13 protein-coding genes are annotated in these 14,777 nt (G+C 68.8%); 10 read left to right on the forward strand and 3 right to left on the reverse strand.

Annotated elements, in window-relative coordinates; all coding sequences use genetic code 11:
* Positions 1 to 16: 16 nt before the first annotated feature.
* The 3 genes from G406_RS0126360 to G406_RS0126370 are packed head-to-tail and all read left to right on the forward strand — an operon-like array spanning position 17 to position 3,053.
* Positions 17 to 1,774 (forward strand): FAD-dependent monooxygenase, encoded by a 1,758-nt coding sequence (locus G406_RS0126360; protein WP_028936071.1) that lies wholly within the window; start codon positions 17 to 19, stop codon positions 1,772 to 1,774.
* A 9-nt stretch (positions 1,775 to 1,783) separates the two neighbouring features.
* Positions 1,784 to 2,356 carry a VOC family protein gene (locus G406_RS0126365; protein ID WP_028936072.1) on the forward strand — a complete coding sequence of 191 codons (573 nt, stop codon included), beginning with the start codon at positions 1,784 to 1,786 and terminating at the stop codon, positions 2,354 to 2,356.
* Position 2,357: 1 nt separating this feature from the next.
* Positions 2,358 to 3,053, forward strand: a complete 696-nt coding sequence (locus tag G406_RS0126370; protein WP_211241258.1) for a GntR family transcriptional regulator — start codon at positions 2,358 to 2,360, stop codon at positions 3,051 to 3,053.
* Here the strand turns inward: G406_RS0126370 and G406_RS0126375 are convergent, their stop codons facing one another.
* From G406_RS0126375 to ligD, 3 genes are read right to left on the reverse strand one after another with little or no spacing between them, the layout of a single operon-like run.
* Complete coding sequence (locus G406_RS0126375) at positions 3,054 to 3,557, reverse strand: dihydrofolate reductase (protein ID WP_028936074.1); 504 nt, start codon at positions 3,555 to 3,557, stop codon at positions 3,054 to 3,056.
* The gene (locus tag G406_RS0126380) at positions 3,554 to 4,360 is read right to left on the reverse strand and encodes a thymidylate synthase (RefSeq protein WP_028936075.1); all 807 of its coding nucleotides are present in this window, start codon (positions 4,358 to 4,360) and stop codon (positions 3,554 to 3,556) included. Before G406_RS0126380 ends, G406_RS0126375 begins: the two co-directional genes overlap by 4 nt.
* A gap of 9 nt (positions 4,361 to 4,369) precedes the next feature.
* Positions 4,370 to 6,301 carry a non-homologous end-joining DNA ligase gene (gene ligD / locus G406_RS56145; RefSeq protein ID WP_169736789.1) on the reverse strand — a complete coding sequence of 644 codons (1,932 nt, stop codon included), beginning with the start codon at positions 6,299 to 6,301 and terminating at the stop codon, positions 4,370 to 4,372.
* A 153-nt stretch (positions 6,302 to 6,454) separates the two neighbouring features.
* Between ligD and G406_RS50095 the strand changes: the two genes are divergently transcribed.
* The 7 genes from G406_RS50095 to G406_RS50110 all read left to right on the forward strand — a co-directional run bounded on the left by G406_RS50095 (position 6,455) and on the right by G406_RS50110 (position 14,761).
* The gene (locus G406_RS50095; RefSeq protein WP_084216454.1) at positions 6,455 to 6,652 is read left to right on the forward strand and encodes a (2Fe-2S)-binding protein; all 198 of its coding nucleotides are present in this window, start codon (positions 6,455 to 6,457) and stop codon (positions 6,650 to 6,652) included.
* 147 nt (positions 6,653 to 6,799) lie between these two features.
* Positions 6,800 to 7,285, forward strand: a complete 486-nt coding sequence (gene bfr, locus G406_RS0126395; protein WP_028936077.1) for a bacterioferritin — start codon at positions 6,800 to 6,802, stop codon at positions 7,283 to 7,285.
* 249 nt (positions 7,286 to 7,534) lie between these two features.
* Positions 7,535 to 8,845, forward strand: coding sequence for an MFS transporter (locus G406_RS0126400; protein ID WP_028936078.1), 1,311 nt, complete (start codon positions 7,535 to 7,537; stop codon positions 8,843 to 8,845).
* A gap of 59 nt (positions 8,846 to 8,904) precedes the next feature.
* Entirely contained in the window at positions 8,905 to 10,698 is a 1,794-nt protein-coding gene (locus G406_RS50100; RefSeq protein ID WP_064743036.1) for an HAL/PAL/TAL family ammonia-lyase, read from the forward strand.
* Positions 10,699 to 10,872: 174 nt separating this feature from the next.
* Positions 10,873 to 12,240, forward strand: a complete 1,368-nt coding sequence (locus tag G406_RS0126410) for a dihydroorotase (RefSeq protein ID WP_037078456.1) — start codon at positions 10,873 to 10,875, stop codon at positions 12,238 to 12,240.
* Entirely contained in the window at positions 12,237 to 13,049 is an 813-nt protein-coding gene (locus tag G406_RS50105; protein ID WP_051342714.1) for an IclR family transcriptional regulator, read from the forward strand. Before G406_RS0126410 ends, G406_RS50105 begins: the two co-directional genes overlap by 4 nt.
* Positions 13,046 to 14,761, forward strand: a complete 1,716-nt coding sequence (locus G406_RS50110) for a urocanate hydratase (RefSeq protein WP_051342715.1) — start codon at positions 13,046 to 13,048, stop codon at positions 14,759 to 14,761. The genes G406_RS50105 and G406_RS50110 overlap by 4 nt, the downstream gene beginning before the upstream one ends.
* Positions 14,762 to 14,777: the final 16 nt, after the last annotated feature.

Genomic DNA, 14,777 nt, shown 5'->3' on the forward strand with positions numbered 1-14,777 from the left:
ATCAAGGGAGATCATGATGGCCGACCTGCAGGTGCCGGTACTGATCGTCGGTGGGGGCGGGTGCGGGTTGTCCGCATCGCTGTTCCTGTCGAACCTCGGGGTCGACCACCTGCTGGTGGAGCGGCACACCGACACGTCGCATCTTCCGAAGGCGCACTACCTGAACCAGCGCACGATGGAGGTGTTCCGCCAGCACGGCCTGGCCGAAGCGATCTATGCGGTCGGAACGCCGCCGGAGAACTTCGGCAAGGTGCGCTGGCGGACCTCGCTCGGCGGAGACGGCCCGCTGGACGCCAGGACGTTCCACACCATGGACAGCTTCGGCGCGGGCGAACTGTACGAGCGATACGCCCACGACGGCCCGAGCCCGTCGAGCAACTACCCGCAGCTGCGGCTCGAACCGCTGATCCGACAGCACGCCGAGCAGCGCGGACCCGGCCGCGTCCGGTTCAACCACGAGCTGGTCGAGCTGGAGCAGGACGCGGACGGGGTGACCGCCACGGTGCGCGACCGAGCGAGCGAGGCCCCGTTCACGGTACGGGCGCAGTACGTGATCGCGGCGGACGGCGGCAAGACGATCGGGGAGATGCTGGGCGTCGAGATGCACGGGCCGACCGGGCTGCTGGACATGGTCAGCACACATTTCACCGCCGACCTGTCGGCGTGGGCCGATGACTCGTGCCTGATCAGCTGGTTCGTGAACCCGGACGGCGCGGGTTCCTGGGGCAGCGGTGCGCTGGTGCCGATGGGCCCGACATGGGGTGCGGCGTCCGAGGAATGGGTCGTGCACTTCACCTTCGGCCCGGACGATCCCGCGAGGTTCGACGAGCACGCGATCGTGCCCCGGTTGCGCGAGCTGTTCAAGCTGCCCGAGCTGGACATCACCGTGCACAAGGTCAGCCACTGGATTCTCGAGGGGGTCCTCGCGGACCGCTACCAGGTCGGCAGGGTCTTCCTCGCGGGCGATTCCGCGCACCGGCATCCGCCGACGACGGGCCTCGGTCTGAACACCGCCATCCAGGACGCGCACAATCTGGCATGGAAGCTGGCCGCCGTCGTGTCCGGCGCGGCGGGACCGACGCTGCTCGACAGCTACGAGTCCGAGCGTCAGGCGATCGGCATGCGCAATGTCGACTGGGCCATGTTCACCTTCCTCAACCACATGCTGATCGACGCCGGTATCGGGTTGATGCCCGGTCAGTCGGCGGAGGCCAACCGCGCGACGTTCGAGGCGTTCTTCGCGGACACCCCGATGGGTGCGACGAGACGAGCGAGAGCCGACGAGGTGATCCGGACCCAGCGGACCGAGTTCCAGGCGCACGACCTGGAGATCGGGTTCCGGTACGAGCGGGGAGCGCTCGTGCCCGACGGCACCGAGCCGCCCCCGTCCGACCCGATGGGCGGCGTCTACCACCCGACGACCAGGCCGGGACATCGGCTTCCGCACGCCTGGCTGGAACAGGACGGCACGCGGCTGTCGACCCACGACCTGACCGAGCTCAGCCGGTTCGTCCTGCTCACCGGGCCGGACGGAGAGGCCTGGGCAGCGGCCGCCGCCATCGCCGAGGAGAAGTTCGGCGTCCCGGTGCGGGTCGTGTGCGTCGGGGACGGGTTCACCGACCCGGAAGGCACCTGGGCACGGGTGCGTGAGGTGTCCGATGCCGGCGCGATCCTTGTCCGTCCCGACAACCACGTGGCGTTCCGGGCCCCGGCCGCCGTCGACAATGCCACCGATGTCCTGGTCGATGCGTTCAGCACCGTCCTCGGTCACTGAGAGGTCCCCATGGCTGCCACACCGAAGTTCGCCCACGTCGTACTCCAGACCAGCAGGCTCGACGAGATGCGCGACTGGTACTGCGCGCTGCTGGACGGGCACGTCGTCTTCGAGAACGGGGCGCTGTCCTTCGTCACGTTCGACGAAGAGCATCACCGCATCGCGTTCATCGCGCCGCCGGTCCAGCTGGAGGCCAAGTCTCCGCTGGCCAGCGGCATGCATCACGTCGCGTACACGTTCGCGTCGCTGGACGACCTGCTCGACCGGTACGCGAACCTGAAGGAACGGGGTATCGAGCCCCATGTGCCGGTGCAGCACGGTGTCACGACGTCGCTGTACTACCGGGACCCGGACGGCAACTTCGTCGAGCTGCAGGTCGACAACTTCGCCACGCCCGACGAGGCGACCGCCTACATGTCCGGCCCCGAGTACAGCGAGGATCCGGTGGGCGTGGGCTTCGAGCCGGACAAGATGGCAGCCGCGTTGCGTGCGGGCACCGAGCAAGGTGAGCTCATGACCCGGCGGTGGGCGCTGACCACCAGCCCGGGAATGCCGAACCCGCTCGAAGCGATGAGCCGATAGCGTGACCGACGTGATGCCGAGGACCGGCGACTCCATGCGTCGGGTCACCGCGACCAGCGTGGTCGACCAGGTGACCGCCGAGATCCGCCGTTCCATCCTGTCCGGGGTGCTGAAACCCGGTCAGGAGCTGGCGCTGCGTGAACTGGCGACCCGGATGGGGGTCAGCACGATCCCGGTCCGGGAGGCGTTGCGCAGGCTCGAAGGCCAGGGACTGCTGGTGTCGAGCTCGCGCCGCAGCAGCCGGGTGGCGCCGCTCGACGCGGCCGACCTGCACGGCATCTACCGGCTGCGGCTCGCGCTGGAGCCGGAGATCGCCGGTCGGTCGTGTCTGTTGCTGTCCGACGGTGACCTCGCCGAGCTCGACCGGATCGCCGACTCGTTGGGCGATGCGGGACGCAGCGACGAGGAGATCTACCTGGCGCACCACGATTTCCATCTGCGGTTGCTGGCGCCGGCGGCGACCGCATGGGATGTGCGCACCCTGGAGAACCTGTGGCGGGCGGCCGAACGCTATCTGCGACTCGCGTTCGGCGCCCGAGACGACCGGGCGGACGACCATCTCCGCAGGCAGCACGCGCACACCGACCTGATGGCGGCGTTCCACGCCAGGAGCCCGGAGCAGGTTCGGGCCCAGGTCCGTCATCATCTGGAGGAGAACGAGGCCATCGCCCAGGAAGCCATCGGCCCCGTCCAATGATCAGCTGATCGGTGCATCCGTCTCATAGGTGACGATGCGGTAACGCAGGCCGGTGCGGGACACGTGCCAGCCCACGTCCGGCTCGTGGCCCACCACCCGCCAGGTCGGCTCCAGGTCGGGCGCGTAGACGTTGCCGTCGAAGGTGTCCGCGAGCTCGGTCACGATCAGCCGGTCGGCGTAGGGCATCGCGGCCCGGTACACCTCGGCCCCGCCGATCACCCACAGGTCGCCGGTGTGCTCGGCGAGCGCTTCGGGAAGTGACGTCACCGGGATCGCGCCCGGCGCGCTCCAGCCGGACTGCCGGGTGAGGACGACGTTGCGGCGGCGGGGCAGCGGACGGAACGGCTCGGGGAGCGAGTCCCACGTGGCCCGGCCCATCAGGACCGTGCCGTCGACGGTGAGTGCGCGGAAGTGCTTGCGGTCCTCCGGCAGGTCCCAGGGCAGCGCGCCGTGCGCCCCGATGACACCGTTGGCGGCCTGGGCCCAGATCAGCGTGACCGTCATACCGCGACCGGCGCACTGATCGACGGGTGGTGGCGGTAGTCGACGACCTCGATGTCGGAGAAGTCGTAGTCGAACAGCGAGTCCGAAGGCTTCAGCCGCAACTGGGGGAAGGGGTACGGGGCGCGGCTGAGCTGTTCGCGCACCTGGTCGGAATGGTTGTCGTAGATGTGGCAGTCACCGCCGGTCCACACGAAGTCACCGACGCCGAGGCCCACCTGGGCGGCGACGAGATGGGTGAGCAGCGCGTAGCCCGCGATGTTGAACGGCACGCCGAGGAAGAGGTCGGCACTGCGCTGGTAGAGCTGGCAGGACAGCTTGCCGTCGGCGACGTAGAACTGGAACAGCGCGTGGCAAGGCGGCAGCGCCATCTGCGGGATCTCGCCGACGTTCCACGCCGAGACGATCATGCGGCGGGAGTCGGGGTTCGTCCGCAGTGTGGTGAGCAGGTCGCTGATCTGGTCGATGTGCTGTCCGTCCGGCGTCGGCCACGACCTCCACTGGACCCCGTAGACCGGACCGAGATCGCCGTCCGGATCGGCCCACTCGTCCCAGATCGTCACACCGTGTTCGCGCAACCAGTTCACGTTGCGGTCGCCGCGCAGGAACCACAGCAGTTCGTAGGCCACCGACCGGAAGTGCACCCGCTTGGTGGTGATCAGCGGGAAGCCCTGGTCGAGGGGGAAACGCATCTGGTGGCCGAACACACTCCGCGTACCGGTTCCGGTCCGATCGGACTTCGCCGTCCCGTCGGCCAGGACATGGCGCAGAAGGTCCTCGTACTGGGTGTCAGGCTCAGCGCTCACCCCTGCAGGCTAGTCGGCCGGCAAGGCGAACCTCGTACCCCGTAACGGTGCGAGCAGGTCACCGTGGGTGTCCAACCGCCCGGGCAGGTCAGGTGCGGTGAACCGCAGCTCCTCGGGCTCCCGGCAGGCGCGGACCTCGTCCCAGGTGACGGGAGTGGCGACCGTCGGGTGATCCCTGCCGCGCAGTGAGTAGCTCGCCACGGTCGTCTTGGCCTGGTTGTTCTGGCTCCAGTCGATCAGGACCTTGCCCCGGCGGCGCTGGCGCGCCATCACGGCGATCACCCGGGTGGGGTCGTCGGCCGCGAGCCGTTCGGCGACGCTCTTCGCGTAGCGGTTGGTCTGGTCGGGAGCGCTGCTCCGGACCGGGCTGTAGAGCTGCATGCCCTTGCCGCCGCTGGTACGCGGATAGGCCGGGATGTCGTCCTCGGCGAGCACCGCCGCGACGCGTTCGGCGACCCTCGCGCAGTCGACGACCGTCGTGCCCTCCCCGGGATCGAGGTCGAAGACCAGGAGATCGGGATCGTTGCGCTCGGCGTCGTCGGTGACCGTCCACTGCGGGACGTGCAGTTCGAGCGCGGCGAGGTTCGCGGCCCAGGCGAGGGTCGCCTCGTCGTCGAGCAGCGGGTAGTCGATGTAGTCCGACCCGGCGGCGCTCCCGGGAGTGTCCAGGCGGACCGTGCGGACCCAGTCGGGGACGTGCCGGGACACGTTCTTCTCGAAGAACGACGCGGCCGCGACGCCATCCGGCCAGCGCCGCAGGGTGACCGGCCGCCCCTGGACGTGTGGCAGCAGGACGGAGGCCACCCGCAGGTAGTGCTCCAGGACGTCGCGCTTGGTGAAGCCGCTCGCCGGGTAGAGGACCTTGTCCGGGTTGCTCAGCCGGACGCGCCGTCCACCGACCTCGACGCTGGACACCGAGCGGCCGGTCGGGGCGCGGCCGGCCGGTGGTGGGGCCGGGGTCCCGGTTCCGATCTCGAGCCACTCGTCGGTACGGGCGCCCGGCCGGTAGGTCGAGTCGGTGCGCTTGGCCACGACGGCGGGCAGGCTCTGTTCACGCGCGGCGGCGAGCACCGCCGCTCCACCACCGGGGTAGGAGGGAACGAGCCGCCACGCCTCGCCGCTCAACGGTAGCGACTCCGCGAGCGTGCGGCGCTCGCGGTACGGCAGCGCGGTCACGTCCCTGCCGTCGACGTACAGCAGATCCGTGATCCACAGACCGGGTGGCGTGCCGTCGATCTCGCCGTCCAGGACGACGGGGACCGCGCCCAGCCCGAGGCCGAGGCCCGCGAGCTCCGGATGCCGCTCATTCAGCGTGCCTCCCTCGGCGTCGCTGAGCTCCACCCGGCCACCGTCGACCCGCACGAGGACCCGGCGGCCGCCGAACCGCACCTCGTAGTGCCAGCCCTCGTCTGGGTCGGGCAGCTCACCGGGAGAGGCGAGCATGGGGGAGAGCCCGGCGGGCGGAGGCCGCCAGTCCTCCGCGATCGGCGGGTCACCCCTGCGCAGCAACCACTGGTTCGGACCGTGCCCCCGGTGCAACAGGATGTAGCGACCTCGCGCACGCGTGCCGTGCAGCACGACCTGGACCTCGGACTCGGTCCACTTGATCGTGTCGTAGTGGCCGCGGTCCCAGATGGTCATCTGCCCGGCGCCGTACTCGCCCCGTGGGATCTCGCCGGCGAAATCGGCGTACTCCATCGGATGGTCCTCGGTGCGCACCGCGAGCCGGACCGTCTTCGGGTCGGGCGGCAGGCCCTTGGGCACCGCCCAGGAGACGAGCACACCGTCGCGTTCGAGCCGTAGGTCCCAGTGCAGGCTCCGGGCGTGGTGCTCCTGGACGACGAACACCGTGCCCTCGCCGGACGTACTCGGGTCGTCAGTGGGGACCGGCTCCGGGGTGCGGCCTGGATCACGTTTGCGGCGGTACTCGTCGAGCGGCACGGTCCCTACCTGGATGGCTGATGTAGGACGCACATTTGCGTAACCGAACTTAGCCCAGACCGGCGTCGTCGGTCTTGCGCCGCCCAGGCAAGGCATGCTTTCCTTAGGCTTGCCTCACTAACCTTTCGGAGGGCGGGACACGTGTTCGTCTGCATGTGCCGTGCGGTCACGGAGACCGAGATTCGCAGCTGTATCCGTGGCGGAGCCCGAACGGTCGAGGAGATCAGCGACGAGACATTGGCGGGCACCGGTTGCGGCGGATGTCTGGACAGCGTCGAGATGATCTTGGAGGATGGTGGGGTGCTCGGTCTGGACGTGATGCGGCGGCCCCCGCTGGCGCAAAGCGCGTGACAATAGCACGCTGCAAATAAGTGGCATCAGGCCTGGATAACCTCAGTTATCGAATGCTTCCCTAACGCGCAGTGACTGTGTCCTAATACGCAGAGTTACGTGTACCGTCGATCCGGTTCAGAGGATCGACGAGGGGAATTGTGACCCATGCGTGGGGATGACGAGGTCATTGCGCTGCTGAACGAGCAGCTGACCAGCGAGCTCACTGCCATCAACCAGTACTTCCTGCACGCGAAGATGCAGGGGAACTGGGGCTTCACGAAGCTCGCGGAGCACACCCGTGCTGAGTCCATCGAGGAAATGCAGCACGCGGAGAAGATTACCGACCGCATTCTTTTCCTCGAAGGACTGCCGAACTATCAGCGGTTGCTGCCTTTGCGCGTCGGTCAGACCGTGCGTGAGCAGTTCACGTCCGACTTGGCGATCGAGCTGGAAGTCGTCGCGCGTTTGCGCCCGGGTATCGCGATGTGCCGGGAAAAGGGCGACATCACCACGGCGAATCTGTTCGAGGAGATTCTGGCCGACGAGGAAGGTCACATCGACTACCTCGAGACCAACCTCGAACTGATGGAGACGCTGGGCGAGCAGCTGTTCCTGTCGCAGCTGGTGGAACGGCCGCCGACAAACGGCTGATGCGCCGACGCCGCGCGACTCACCGGACCCGACGCCGGCCCGACATGACCACTCTGTCGCGCCGGCGTCGTTCTGTGTCCTCGGTGCGGTCGGCGGAAAAATCGACGGGCTAACCTTTTACCTGTCCGTTACAGTGGTGGGGGGCGAGGGGATGAGGTCCTCCCGGAGTGGGAATGTTGCATCCTCGAGACACTCTCATTCTCCGGGGTTCGGCTAGGAATAAGCTGGCCGAGCTGGTGCGCTTCTGCGATGACTGGAGTCGAGGCCGGCACGCAGGTACCGGCTGAAGAGCAACGAGGCACTTCGCGGCGATCGATGGTCGTCGCGGCCGCTGGAACGATCATCGAGTGGTACGACTTCTCCCTGTTCATATACATCGCGCCGGTACTCACCCGGGTGTTCTTCGGTGGAGACGGCCACTCGCTGATCCTGACGTTCGGAATCTTCGCGGCGGGCTTCCTGTTCCGCCCGATCGGCGCGATCTTCTTCGGCCACCTGGGTGACCGGATCGGCCGCAAGAGCACGCTGGTCATCTCCGCGGGGCTGATGGCCATTTCCATGTTCGGCGTGGCCATCACGCCGAACGAGGCGACGATCGGCATCTGGGCCGGAGTCGCACTGTTCGTGTTCCGCTGTCTGGCCGGGTTCGCGGTCGGTGCGGAGTACACCGGAATCCTGGTGTTCCTGCTGGAGAGCGCACCCGCCAACCGCCGTGGTTTCGCCACCAGCTGGGCGGCGGCCAACAGCGAGGTCGGCGCGCTGCTCGCGGTCGGCGTCGCCGCGTTCTTCTCGGCGACGCTCGCCCCGGCGCAGCTCGACTCATGGGGCTGGCGGATCACCTTCGTCGTCGGCGGTCTGCTGGCCGCTGTGATGATCCCGCTGCGGTCGCTGCTGGAGGAGACGACCGTGTTCGAGCGGGTCAAGGCGAACGAGGAGATCGTCAAGTCGCCGGTCATCGACGTGCTCAAGCGTCAGCCCAAGGCCGTGCTGCTCGCCTTCCTGATCTCCACCGTGGGCTCGGTGTCCTACTTCCTCAACATCGGTTACGTTCCGACGTTCCTGGACAGCGTCGTACACATGTCCCAGACCAACGCGCTGTCGCTCGGTACGCTCGCCGCGTTCATCGTGATCGGCGTGACCCCGGTCATCGGCTACCTCTCCGACCGGGTCGGGCGCAAGCCGACGATGATGGTCATCGCGGCGGTGCTGGTGACCTGCACGATCCCGTTCTTCGCCATGCTGGGCGGTGGATCGACGTCGATGGTGCTGATGGGAACGATCGCGCTGGCCATCCCGGCGGCGTCGTGGAGCGCGGTCGCCGCCTCGGCGGTACCGGAACAGTTCGCCGCGGTCGGTCGGTTCGCCGGTATGGCCATCGGCTACAACATCGCCACCACGCTGTTCGGCGGTCTGTCACCGCTCATCGCCACGCTGCTGATCGACGCGACCGGCTGGTCTCTTGCGCCGGCCGCATACTCGACGGTGGTGGCACTCGTGGTGCTGCCGATTCTGCTGCTCATGCGGGAAACGGCAGGGCGCCCGCTGCCCGACCGCGTGTGACACTGGACGGCCGGTGCAAGATCCACAGTGAATCCGACAGCTCACCAGGAGGTGTGTAGATGACCCAGAAGCGGCCGGGACCATCCCGTCAGGCCCGCCGCGCGTCGTTGCCGGAGAAGCTGCGCGCTCAACCGGCCGTCGCCAGCTATCCCAGGGAGGAGTCGGCGGACCAGGTCAGCTCGGGGCTCGCCTCGTTGACCCTGACCGACGGGCCGGACCTCCTACCGCTGCCGGACTCACCGAAGCACGTGCGGCTCACCCTGGACGGCGACTCACTGACCTGGGCGGACGCGGTGTCCGTGCTGGAAGCCGACTCGGTGACGGTCAGCCTCGCCGAATCGGCCCGCGAGCTGATGACCTACACCAGGTCGGAGGCGTTGCGTCAGCTCGCGGAAGGACAGCGCGTCTACGGCTGGAACCAGGCGCTCGGTCCGCTCAAGGACCACGCGTTGGCCGATGACGACCAGCTGCAGTTCCAGGTCAACATCCTGCGGTCGCACGCGGCGGGCGTCGGGGAGTACCTGTCGCCGCCGATCGCCCGGCTCGCACTGATCCTGCGGGCCAATGCACTGGCCAGGGCGACCAGCGGCGTCCGGCCCGAGGTGATCGACCGGATCCTCGCCGTGCTGAACTCCGGCATCACACCGCTGATGCCGGAGATCGGCTCGCTGGGCACCGGCGACCTGCAGCCGATGGCGGCCGCGGGTCTGATGCTGATCGGTGAGCGGGTCCCCGCCGCCGACTCCACGGGCATCACCTGGGCGGACGAAGCGCTGCGGCGCGCTGGGCTGCCGGCGAGCTTCGCCTTGCACGCGGGGGAGGCGCTGTCGTTGATCAGCGGCAGCAGCGTGCTGTCGGCCTGCTACACGGCGGCGGTGCGGCGGGCCGAGTACCAGCTCGATGCCTTCCTCGGCGCCTTCTCGATGTTCTGCGAGGCCACGCGGGCCGAGCTGCAAGCCTTCGACCTGCGGCTGCACGCCGAGCGGCACATCCCACAGGAGATGCTGGCGACCACACGGATCCTGGACCTGGTGGCCGGCACCGAGTGGATGACCCCGGGCGGACGATCTCGGCTCGGGGAAATCCGGCCCCGGGTACAGGACTCCACGTCGGTGCGCAGCACACCGCACAAGGTGGCCAGTGTTCTCCGCACCCTCGACGAGGCGAAACAGTTCCTGACCTGGGAGTCCAACGCCTCCAACTCCAACCCGCTGCTGTTGAGGTGTGAGGACGGCAGCTACGAGTTCGTGATGGGCGGCAACTGGGACTGCTCGGTACTCGGACATTCCGCTCACTCGATCAACGTCCACATGACCGACCTGGCGGTACTCGCCAAGGACCTCGCGGCGCGGCTGGCCAACGAACTGTGGAGCTATGGCCTGCCGGCCAGCCTGTCCGGCGGCAAGGTGGGGCTGAACTCCGGGATGACGCTCGTGCACGCCGTCGCGGCCTCGCTGATCCCGGAGATCCACGTACGGTCGACCCCGGTCAGCTCGCTGTCCTTCCCGCTGAAGGGTGGGCAGGAGGACCACAACACGATGGCGATGGCCTCGGTGCGCAACCTGGTGTCCAACCTGGAACGCATCGACGTCGTGCTCGCCGTGCTGGCGCTGATGAGCGCGCAGGGGATCGACCTGATCTCGGTGGCGATGTCCGGGCTGTCGCTGGGCGCCGGCACCCAACGGGTGCACACCATGGTGCGTTCGGTGATCGACCGTCTCGAGGACGACCGTTACATGACCGACGACATCGAGCGCATGATCCTGCTGGTCAGAGGTGGCAGGCTGGGCGTCGAGGTACGGGACTGCTGGTCGACGGCGAACCTCACCACCCACGGCGAGGTCGCGTCCTAGCCCAAGCCGAAGAAGCCCGCACAGACCGTACGTGCGCCGCGCAGAGGCTCCAGCCTCTGTGCGGCGGTTACGCGGTCTGTGCGGGCTTCTTTACATTGGGTATACTGAATTGTGATTCCCGATCTGCGGGAAAGTTGTGTTGGGCGGCGGGGAGTGGTTCCTATCGTTCCCGGCATGCGAGACGGTACCGACACGGTGATCATCGGGCGGCTCCGCGACCGGGACGACTCGTTCCGGGCGGGGCGGCTCCACGTCGCCGACGGCGTGGTCAGCCGGGTGGTGTTCGACGACGGCCCTTACGAGGGCCCGGGCGAGGTGATCGACGTCGGTGACAGCTACGTGCTGCCCGGTGCGGTCGACGGCCACGTCCACTCCTACTCACACGGCGGCGAGGGGCTGCGCGCCTCGACGTCCTCGGCCGCGGCGGGCGGGGTCACCACCATCGTGGAGATGCCGTTCGACGGGATCGGTCCGGTCAACAGCCTGGACCGGCTCGCCGCGAAGCAGGAGAAGGTCGCCGCCGAGGCGGTGATCGACGTCGCGCTGCTGGGGACGTGCGAGCCGGGCGGTGGCTGGCGGCGCGCGGGTGACCTGGTCGAGGCCGGCGTGGTCGGCTTCAAGGTGTCGCTGTTCGACACCGACCCGTTCCGCTTCCCGCGCATCGACGACGCGGAGCTGCGCGACGTCATGGCGGCCGTCCGCGACGCCGACGCCACACTGTGCACGCACGCGGAGAACAACGAGATCATCAAGGCACTGATCGCCGACGAGGCGAACCGGGCATCCACCGATCCTTCGGTGCACGGCCGCACTCGCCCCCCGGTATCGGAGACCCTCGGGGTGCTCACCGCGATGGAGATCGCCGCGGAGCAGGGCAACCGGCTGCACCTGTGCCACCTGTCGCTGGGCCGCTCCGCCGACCTGGTGGCCTGGTACCAGAGCCAGGGCGTCGACGTCACGTTCGAGACCTGCCCGCACTACCTGCTGCTCACCGAGGACGACATGTCGCGCCAGCGGGGCCGGCTGAAGATCAACCCGCCGCTGCGCACGGCCGCCGAGAAGGAAGCGATGTGGCGAGCGGTGGGCAGCGGCCTCGCCTCGGTCATCTCGTCCGACCACGCGCCGTGGCCGACCACGCTCAAGGACCACGAGGTGATCTTGAACAACTCGTCGGGGGCGCCGGGAACCGAGACACTCGTCGCCACGACGCTCGGCGAGTGCCTGCGGCGCCACGGCGCCGGCCCGGAGTTCGCACGCGCGATCGACGCGGTGACCGCGAACCCGGCCGACCGGTGGGGCATTGGTCAATGTAAAGGTCGGTTGACCCCTGGTCATCACGCCGATGTGATGGTCCTCGAACCGACAGCCGACTGGCAGATCGACGCCGAGGCGCTGCACTCCAATGCGGGGTGGAGCCCCTACTCGGGCTACGCGCCCGGTGCTCGGGTCACTCTGACCATGTCACGTGGCGACGTTGTGTGGAGCGCGGCAAAAGGTCTGGTCGGGGAACCAGGCCGCGGAGAACAGGTGACCCGAGGATGACTGCATTGATTGGTGAGTCCGGCACTCGTACCGGCGCACGTACGACCGGCGAGCTCTCCTCGCTGGACCGGGGACTGCAGATTCTGGCGTACATCCAGGATCGCGGCCAGGTCGACGTCGCGGGCATCGTCGAAGGGCTGGGAATCCCACCCTCGACCGTCTACCGCTACGTCCGCATGCTCAAGACGGCGAACTTCGTGGTCGACATGGGTGGTCAGCTGCTGCCCAGCAGGCGTCTGGCGGACCCGTCCTCCGCCGGCTCCCAGCACCTCGTCGACGTGGCCCGTCCGGTGCTCGGCCATCTGCGCGAGCGGACCGAGCTGTCGGTCACCCTGACCGTGCGGGTGCACACCGCGGCGCTGTGCCTGGACACCTGGAACGGCGGCAGCGGCAGCGTGGCCTACCACCCCGGCGAGGTGCTGGCCCTGTACGCCGGCGCCAGCGCGACGACCCTGCTGGCCATGGCACCGGCGTCGGTCCAGCGCCAGGTGCTGAGCGGCAGGCTCACCCGGTTCACCGCCGCCACCCCGGACGCCATGGGACTGCGCGAGGAGATGGCGCTCATCCGTCGGCAGGGCTACCACGTGACCAGGGGCTGGCTGACCCCCGGCATGACGGCGGTCGGGATGCCCGTGCTGACCGGTGGGGCGTGTCTGTGCGCGCTGTCGCTCATCGGCCCGGACAGCCAGCTGCGTGACGTGACCGCCGCCGTCCGCCTGCTGCGCAACGCCGCGGGCGAGCTCGTCTCCCGGCTGCCGCAGGCGCCGATGGTCGCCTGGAGCCCGCCCGAGGCCGAGGTGCCGGTGTGACCTCCACCGACGACCGACCGGTGACCGCGGCGCGCGGAACCGAGCTACGGTGTCGCAACTGGCGATCCGAAGCGCTCCTGCGGATGCTGGAGAACGTCCTCGAGGTCGGTGAGCGACCCGCTGACCTGGTGGTCTACGCCTCGCTCGGCAAGGCGGCGAAGGACTGGCCCGCCTACCACGCGATCACCTCGGCGCTGCGGGAGCTGGACGAGGACCAGACACTGGTCCTGCAGACCGGCCGGCCGATCGGCGTCCTGCGTACCCACGCGGGTGCCCCGATGGTCATCTCGGCGGTGAACAACACGGTGGGCCAGTGGGCCACCGAGGAGATCTTCTACCGGCGGATGCACGACGGGCAGACCATCTGGGGTGGGCTCACCGCCGCCGCCTGGCAGTACATCGGCAGGCAGGGCGTCCTGCAGGGCACCTACGAGCTGTTGCGTGCCGCGCTGCGCACCCACTACGGGGAGACCCGCTCGGAGCGCCGCTGGTTCCTGACCGCCGGACTCGGCGGAATGGGGTCGGCGCAACCGATCAGCGCCCGCATGCTCGGGCTCAGCACACTGGTCGTCGAAGCCGACCAGGCCAAGATCGACAAGCTGCGTGAGGCCGGTGGCCTGGACGCGGTCGCACACAACCTCGACGAGGCACTCGCGCTCGTACACAAGGCCGTGCAGAACGCCGCGCCGACCGCGGTGGCACTGTGCGACAACGCGGCGACGGTCTTCGCCGAGATCGCCGCCATGGCCGAAGCCGACGCGGCGTTCGTGGCACCGGACCTGGTCACCGACCAGACCGCCGCGCACGATGCCCGGTACGGCTACCTGCCCGAGGGACTGGACCTGGCGGGGTGGGCCCAGCTGCGGGACTCGGACCCGGCGCAGGTCGAGCGGCGCGCCAGGGAGTCGATGCTGCGGCAGGTCCGCGCGATGCTCGCACTGGCGAAGCGGGGCTGCGTCGTGTTCGAGAACGGCAACAACCTGCGGGTGCAGGCCTCGGTCGGTCTGTCCGAGGACGCGGCGAAGGACATCTTCACGATCAAGGGCTTCATGGAGGCCTACCTGCGTCCGCTGTTCTGCGAGGGGATCGGTCCGTTCCGCTGGGTGGCGCTCTCCGGGTCCGAGGACGACCAGGCGGTCGTCGACGAGCTCGCCGCGTCGCTGTTCCCAGCACGTCCCGAGGTGGCGGAGTGGATCGGCCTGGCCCGGGAGTGGGTCCCCCAACAGGGCCTGCCCGCGCGATCCTGCTGGCTGGGCTACGGGGAACGTTCGGCGCTCGCGGTCGCGGTCAACGAGGCGGTGCGCGACGGCCGGATCAGCGCCCCGGTGCTGTTCAGCCGCGATCACCTCGACTCGGCGGGCATGACCCATCCGCGCATCGGCACCGAAGGAATGCTCGACGGCTCGGACGGCGTCACCGATTGGCCGCTGCTCGACGCGATGCTGCTGGCCTCCGGCGGCGCCGACATGGTCGCCGTGCACTCCGGCGGCGGCGGATACGCGGGCTGGATGCAGTCGGCGGGGGTGTCCGTGGTCGCCGACGGTTCCGCCGAAGCGGAGACCCGGCTGCGACTCGCACTCGACCTCGACTCCGGCCTCGGTGTGCTCCGGCACGCCACCGCCGGCTACCCGGAGGCCGAAGCGGCGGTGTCGGCCTCCCACCGACCGGACAGTGCCGGGCCACCGTTGGCCTGGATCAGACCCAGCAGCTGAAGCGACGCTGCTCAAC

Origin of the sequence: Actinospineispora spinosispora DSM 44797 (genome assembly GCF_000429025.1) — a bacterium.
Lineage (GTDB): Bacteria > Actinomycetota > Actinomycetes > Mycobacteriales > Pseudonocardiaceae > Pseudonocardia > Pseudonocardia spinosispora.

Bases quoted from the DNA above. Each gene is read 5' to 3' on its own strand.
- G406_RS50100 (WP_064743036.1), top strand. From the start codon at position 8,905: ATGACCCAGAAGCGGCCGGGACCATCCCGTCAGGCCCGCCGCGCGTCG.
- G406_RS0126400 (WP_028936078.1), top strand. From the start codon at position 7,535: ATGACTGGAGTCGAGGCCGGCACGCAGGTACCGGCTGAAGAGCAACGA.
- G406_RS0126410 (WP_037078456.1), top strand. From the start codon at position 10,873: ATGCGAGACGGTACCGACACGGTGATCATCGGGCGGCTCCGCGACCGG.
- G406_RS50095 (WP_084216454.1), top strand. From the start codon at position 6,455: ATGTGCCGTGCGGTCACGGAGACCGAGATTCGCAGCTGTATCCGTGGC.
- G406_RS0126375 (WP_028936074.1), bottom strand. From the start codon at position 3,557: ATGACGGTCACGCTGATCTGGGCCCAGGCCGCCAACGGTGTCATCGGG.
- G406_RS50105 (WP_051342714.1), top strand. From the start codon at position 12,237: ATGACTGCATTGATTGGTGAGTCCGGCACTCGTACCGGCGCACGTACG.
- G406_RS0126360 (WP_028936071.1), top strand. From the start codon at position 17: ATGGCCGACCTGCAGGTGCCGGTACTGATCGTCGGTGGGGGCGGGTGC.
- G406_RS0126365 (WP_028936072.1), top strand. From the start codon at position 1,784: ATGGCTGCCACACCGAAGTTCGCCCACGTCGTACTCCAGACCAGCAGG.
- bfr (WP_028936077.1), top strand. From the start codon at position 6,800: ATGCGTGGGGATGACGAGGTCATTGCGCTGCTGAACGAGCAGCTGACC.